The 5,128-nt window shown below is 44.4% G+C and carries 5 protein-coding genes; 1 reads left to right on the top strand and 4 read right to left on the bottom strand.

Annotated features, from left to right (window positions below; translation table 11 throughout):
- On the bottom strand, positions 1-499 hold a 499-nt coding region (locus I1A59_RS08980), incomplete at its 3' end, for a transposase (protein WP_348769641.1).
- A gap of 323 nt (positions 500-822) precedes the next feature.
- Entirely contained in the window at positions 823-2,112 is a 1,290-nt protein-coding gene (locus I1A59_RS09820) for a CHAP domain-containing protein (protein WP_282097660.1), read from the bottom strand.
- Positions 2,113-2,210: 98 nt separating this feature from the next.
- Between I1A59_RS09820 and purB the strand changes: the two genes are divergently transcribed.
- On the top strand, positions 2,211-3,503 hold the full coding sequence (gene purB / locus I1A59_RS08970) for an adenylosuccinate lyase (RefSeq protein ID WP_196092426.1): 1,293 nt from the start codon (positions 2,211-2,213) through the stop codon (positions 3,501-3,503).
- Positions 3,504-3,802: 299 nt separating this feature from the next.
- Here purB and I1A59_RS08965 read toward each other — a convergent pair whose 3' ends face one another.
- Together I1A59_RS08965 and I1A59_RS08960 are read right to left on the bottom strand one after the other, a co-directional pair.
- Positions 3,803-4,513, bottom strand: coding sequence for a GntR family transcriptional regulator (locus tag I1A59_RS08965; RefSeq protein WP_196092425.1), 711 nt, complete (start codon positions 4,511-4,513; stop codon positions 3,803-3,805).
- 297 nt (positions 4,514-4,810) lie between these two features.
- On the bottom strand, positions 4,811-5,128 hold a 318-nt coding region (locus I1A59_RS08960; protein ID WP_196092424.1), incomplete at its 5' end, for a transposase.

Genomic DNA, 5,128 nt, shown 5'->3' with positions numbered 1-5,128 from the left:
TAGCACGGTAATGGGCATTGTAATCCGAACCTTCTTGCTTCCCATAAGTTGTAAAATGAGTTGAATCGACATCAATGATAAGATTATCCAACTGATGAAATTGTAAAAAGAGTTGGATTAGTTCAAAATTAAGCTGTCTTAAAGCCTCAACAGTTTCTTCCGTTGCACGTGAAAAGAAACGTGACAGGGTTGATTGAGAGGCTACTTGTTTCGACTCTAGTAGCTGATAGAAATAAGCATCATCTTTCAATTCTTGACAGGCATAGTCTGTATCATGACCCGCTAGAATTTGAAAAACGAGTTGGATAACAATCATTGTGTCCGAGTAAAGAGGGGAATGGCGTTGATCATTAGTGACTAAATATTTGGAAATTAACTCAGTCAGCTTCAAGACCTCAAACAATTCTTTAAAGAGAATCAGTCCGCCATAATTCGTTAGATTTCCTCCCTCAAAAGAAAAATTATTGTTTTTAGCATTATTATTTGTTAGACTGAATATGTGGATTTCCTTTCTTTTTATTTTTTTTTGCACTTATATCATAAAGGGGAAATCCTTTTTTGTCTAGACGAATGTTTCACCCAATGGGTGAAAAGCAGAACCTTCCAGAAACCCTGTGATCAATACGGTTTCTGGAAGGTTTTTAAGTTAGGTATGAATAATTGGGGTTTAAGGAATTTTTTCTTGGGAGTTTTCATACTTAACTAACTTCTAAATCGGAATACTCGAAAAATTTCAAAAAGATGACTAGGAAAGCCGATGATGGTAGAACTGAGGTTCACCGAAGAGGCTTGACAACGTCAGATTTTGAAATTTAATGAGTATCAGTTGCCAGGTGGATAGATATAGGTCAGATGTCCCAGCCCTTGGCTGGGGTCGAACCAGCCGCGGTAGTTGCGGATGGCTCCTTGGCCGTTGTAGTTGGCTTCTTTGACTTGGATGGCTTGGGGGGAGGCTACGTGGGTGACGAGGGCTACGTGTCCGTAGCCACCGTCGTCCCAGCAGGCGATGGCTCCGATGCGGGGTTCTGGTCCTGTTCGGAAGCCAAGGGCCTCGGCTGAGGCGGCCCACTGTCCGCCGTTGCCCCACCAGTCGCCAACCCAGGGGACCAGGCGTTTGACGCCCCAGGTGCATTGGCCGGTGGGGTAGGTTGGTGCTGGGTAGAGGGGCTGGAAGTCGTGGTCACTACTTTCCTCAATAGTTGTCGCTAGGTCAGTGTGTTTGCTTTCTGTTTGTGCTGGTTGAAAGGTTTTGTGGTAGATGGTTTGGGGTTGTCCTTGTTTGAGGGCTTTGATTTGAATGGTTGCCTTTTTTGTTGGTGGAAGTTGGATGCTGGTTTGGTAAAGGGCTGGGCTGATCTTGGTTAGGGAGTAGGTTTGATTGTTGAGAAGGACTTGGATTTGTTCCAGGGCTTGGGCTCTGGAAAGTTCGAGGTGCAGGGTGTTGGCCTCCTCTTGGAGTTGCACTTGGGCTTCCAGTTTGTCGAGGGGGATGTGATAGTCTGCTAGGGGATAGGTTTGGCTTTGACCATTGGCAAAGGTGACGTCAATCTGAGCTTGGATAGGGGTCGCAGAAAGGTCTTGGTTTAAATCGATAAGGGTTTGCAAGAGTCCGTCTGGTCTTTCTGGGGTTAAGGGAAGAATTTTTGGATTCTGCTGGTCTTGGGTGATTCGCAGGTTAGCCTTGTGGATGGCAGGGCTCTGGGGGGCTGGTTTGAGTTGAAAGAGGAGGAGACCTTGGTCGAGTTTGGCGGATGAAAATTGGGTGCGTGGTTTTAAATCTTGTGGGTTCTTCTTGCTGTTTGGAGTTGAGGGGAGAGGCAAGGTACCGCTTTGAAGGATTTGTCCGTGGGGTCCTTGGAGCCGATAGGCGTAGGGACCGGAGTCAGGTGGAAAGTCTTTGAGGTTTAGGGTTAAGTCTGGGTGTTCTTCCTCTTGCTTAAGGGGGAAGTAGTGCCAGTTCTTTGGATCTTGGTTAGTCCAGATTTGAAGGGTCAGAGGTCTCTCTTTTTTTACCATAGGAAAAATCAGCTTCACCTGCTGGGAATCCAATAAGGTAACTTGGACGGATTGGCTAGGGCGAAGGGCTTCTTGAATGGGATTGCTTGGATACATGGGCTTCTCCTGTCTGTCTTTTTCTATTCATTCGGAATGACTGGAGAAAAAGTTGTAAATAAGGTAAACTGGTAGGAGAATACTTGGAGGAGGACGACATGTTAGAACGGTATACGCGGCCAGAAATGGGGGCCATTTGGTCGGAGGAAAATAAGTACCAAGCTTGGTTGGAGGTTGAGATTTTAGCTGCTGAGGCTTGGGCTGAGTTGGGGGAAATTCCTAAGGAAGACGTGGCCTTGTTGCGGGAGAAGGCGAGCTTTGAGGTTGAGCGGATTTTGGAGATTGAACAGGAAACCCATCATGATGTGGTGGCCTTTACGCGAGCCGTTTCAGAATCTCTGGGCGAGGAGAGTAAGTGGGTTCACTTTGGATTGACCTCTACGGATGTGGTCGATACGGCCTATGGCTACCTCTATAAGCAGGCCAACGCGATTTTGCGTCAGGATTTGGAGAATTTCTTGGGCATTCTTGCAGAGAGGGCGCGTGAACACAAATACACGATTATGATGGGCCGGACCCACGGGGTTCATGCGGAGCCTACGACCTTTGGCTTGAAGCTGGCAACCTGGTACAGTGAAATGAAGCGCAATTTGGAACGCTTTAACCTGGTTGCTGAGGGGGTTGAAGCTGGGAAGATTTCAGGTGCCGTTGGGAATTTCGCCAATATCCCTCCTTTTGTGGAAGAGTACGTCTGTGAACGTTTGGGGATTCGTCCACAAGAAATCTCCACTCAGGTTCTACCGCGGGATTTACATGCCGATTACTTCAATTGCCTAGCCTTGATTGCGACCTCGATTGAGCGGATGGCGACCGAAATACGGGGCCTACAGAAGTCCGAGCAACGGGAGGTGGAGGAGTTCTTTGCCAAGGGGCAAAAAGGAAGCTCAGCCATGCCTCACAAACGTAATCCTATTGGATCTGAGAATATGACAGGCTTGGCGCGTGTCTTGCGCGGTCATATGGTGACTGCCATGGAAGATGTGGTGCTTTGGCACGAGCGAGACATCTCTCATTCTTCAGCAGAGCGTATTATCGCTCCAGATTCAACCATTCTTTTGGACTACATGCTCAATCGCTTTGGCCGTATTGTCCAGAATTTGACCGTATTTCCTGAGAATATGCGCCGGAACATGGATGCCACCTTCGGCCTTATCTACAGCCAGCGTGTTTTATTATCTTTGATTGAAAAGGGAATGACGCGGGAAGCCGCCTATGACTTGGTTCAGCCCAAAACGGCTCAAGCCTGGGATCATCAGGTTGATTTTAAATCTCTTCTACTAGAAGATTCAGAAATCACTTCCTATCTCACCCCAGCGGAAATTGAAGACATTTTTAATCCAGACTATTATACAAGCGGAGTAGATGCTATTTTCACTCGTTTGGGACTATAATACTCATTACATTTCAAAATCTGAATGTGGTAATCCTCTTCGCCGAACTTATTGATTGCGTGCCTTGCACGCCTTATTGATAAGATTCAACAGGTCTCCCAGACCTGTTGAACTATCTTCATCGGATGGATTGCAAGCGATGCTCGCCTCATTACGTATTAATTTTAATCCAATTCCTGGATTAAAATTCGTTTCAGATTTCGAACTGTTTCGAGTATAAACAAAAAGGGCCTGTCTTCTCCTGGGTGAGAAGTGGGCCCTTTTTTCGGTGTTTTTTGAATTCGGTCATTGCTCATAGTTCATTGATTCCGTGACAGGAGGGTGAACTTGAAGTAATCACCACGTTTATAGGTTTTACGGTATTCCAAAATTTGACCAGTTGATTCAAGGCGCGTGGTTTTGGTTTGAAGGACAGTTGGAAATTCTTCAGCAACCTCTAGGCGTTTGCTAATTGCAGACTCTGTTGGAAAGAGAATTTCAGTTGTCTCCTCAAACTTTTCATCATTGAGATGAATATGGTAGTCAAACTTAAACCGGTCGTAGATAGAGCTATAGTAACTCAAGTCCGGATAATTGGCATTGATATACTGCTCTGGGATATAAGATTCATGGAAAACATAAGGGGTACCATCCGCTGTACGCATCCGTTCGATCTTATAGTAGTAGTGCATTGGGCCAAGTCCAAGTTTTGCGATGAACTCAGGATTATTATCCCGTGTGATAGATAGGACCGTCACTTCATCGACTTTACCCTCAAGAAAATCAGCATCAGAATATTCGATGAGTTTATGATCACCAGCTCGGGATACAAAGGTACCTTTCCCCTGTTGGCGGACGATGTAACCGTCTTTAGCTAGATCGTTCAAGGCCCGTACAACCGTAATTGAACTAACATTATACATATCAATCAACTCGGCTTCGGTATAAAATTTATCTCCATTTTCAAATTGACCGGAGATAATTTTGTGCTTGAGTTCATCTTTGATTTGTTGATACTTTGGGATTGCCATGCTATATATCACCTCACTTTCCTTCCCTCTATTAAGATTTTACCATAAAAACTTAAAAATATCTTGACAAAATACGAATTTTTTAATATATTATTAAGTTATGTCTTTTATAGGAAGAAAACAGACCACTTTGAGGCTAATCTCTAGGAAAATGAAGAGCAGGAGTAGGCTTCTTCTGCTTTCCTGAAGGAGATATGAATAAGGGTGGTATAGTCTTTTATTTGAAAATAACACAGTAAAAAAGCGCAAAAAAACACTATCTGTGTTATACTTAAGGTGAACATATTTAAAGATGTCTTAAGGATGTTGCCGCATCCCTAATGCTTTGACTGCTTCATAAGTTTGATGTGTTTTCAAAAGTTTGTAGACAATTCTTAGTATCTTATGAGCACAAGCGATAACAGCCTTCATCTTACTTCCTCTTTGGGAAACTCGTTTGTATAAAGATGAGAAAGCTGGATCTTTGGAGTGTCCTGCTATCATACCCGAGATCGTTAAGGCATGTTTTAAGTATTTATTTCCTTGCGTTATTCGCGAGGATTTTTTAATACCAGCACTTTCATAGGAACCTGGACATAGACCAGCCCATGAGGCTAGGTGTCCATCTGTTGGAAA

The sequence above is a fragment of the Streptococcus sp. NLN76 genome (assembly GCF_015686645.1).
Taxonomy (GTDB): domain Bacteria; phylum Bacillota; class Bacilli; order Lactobacillales; family Streptococcaceae; genus Streptococcus.
The sequence above is the reverse complement of the archived record's forward strand: the minus strand, read 5'-3'. Positions and strand labels throughout refer to the sequence as shown.

Bases quoted from the DNA above. Each gene is read 5' to 3' on its own strand.
- I1A59_RS09820 (WP_282097660.1), bottom strand. From the start codon at position 2,112: ATGTATCCAAGCAATCCCATTCAAGAAGCCCTTCGCCCTAGCCAATCC.
- purB (WP_196092426.1), top strand. From the start codon at position 2,211: ATGTTAGAACGGTATACGCGGCCAGAAATGGGGGCCATTTGGTCGGAG.
- I1A59_RS08965 (WP_196092425.1), bottom strand. From the start codon at position 4,513: ATGGCAATCCCAAAGTATCAACAAATCAAAGATGAACTCAAGCACAAA.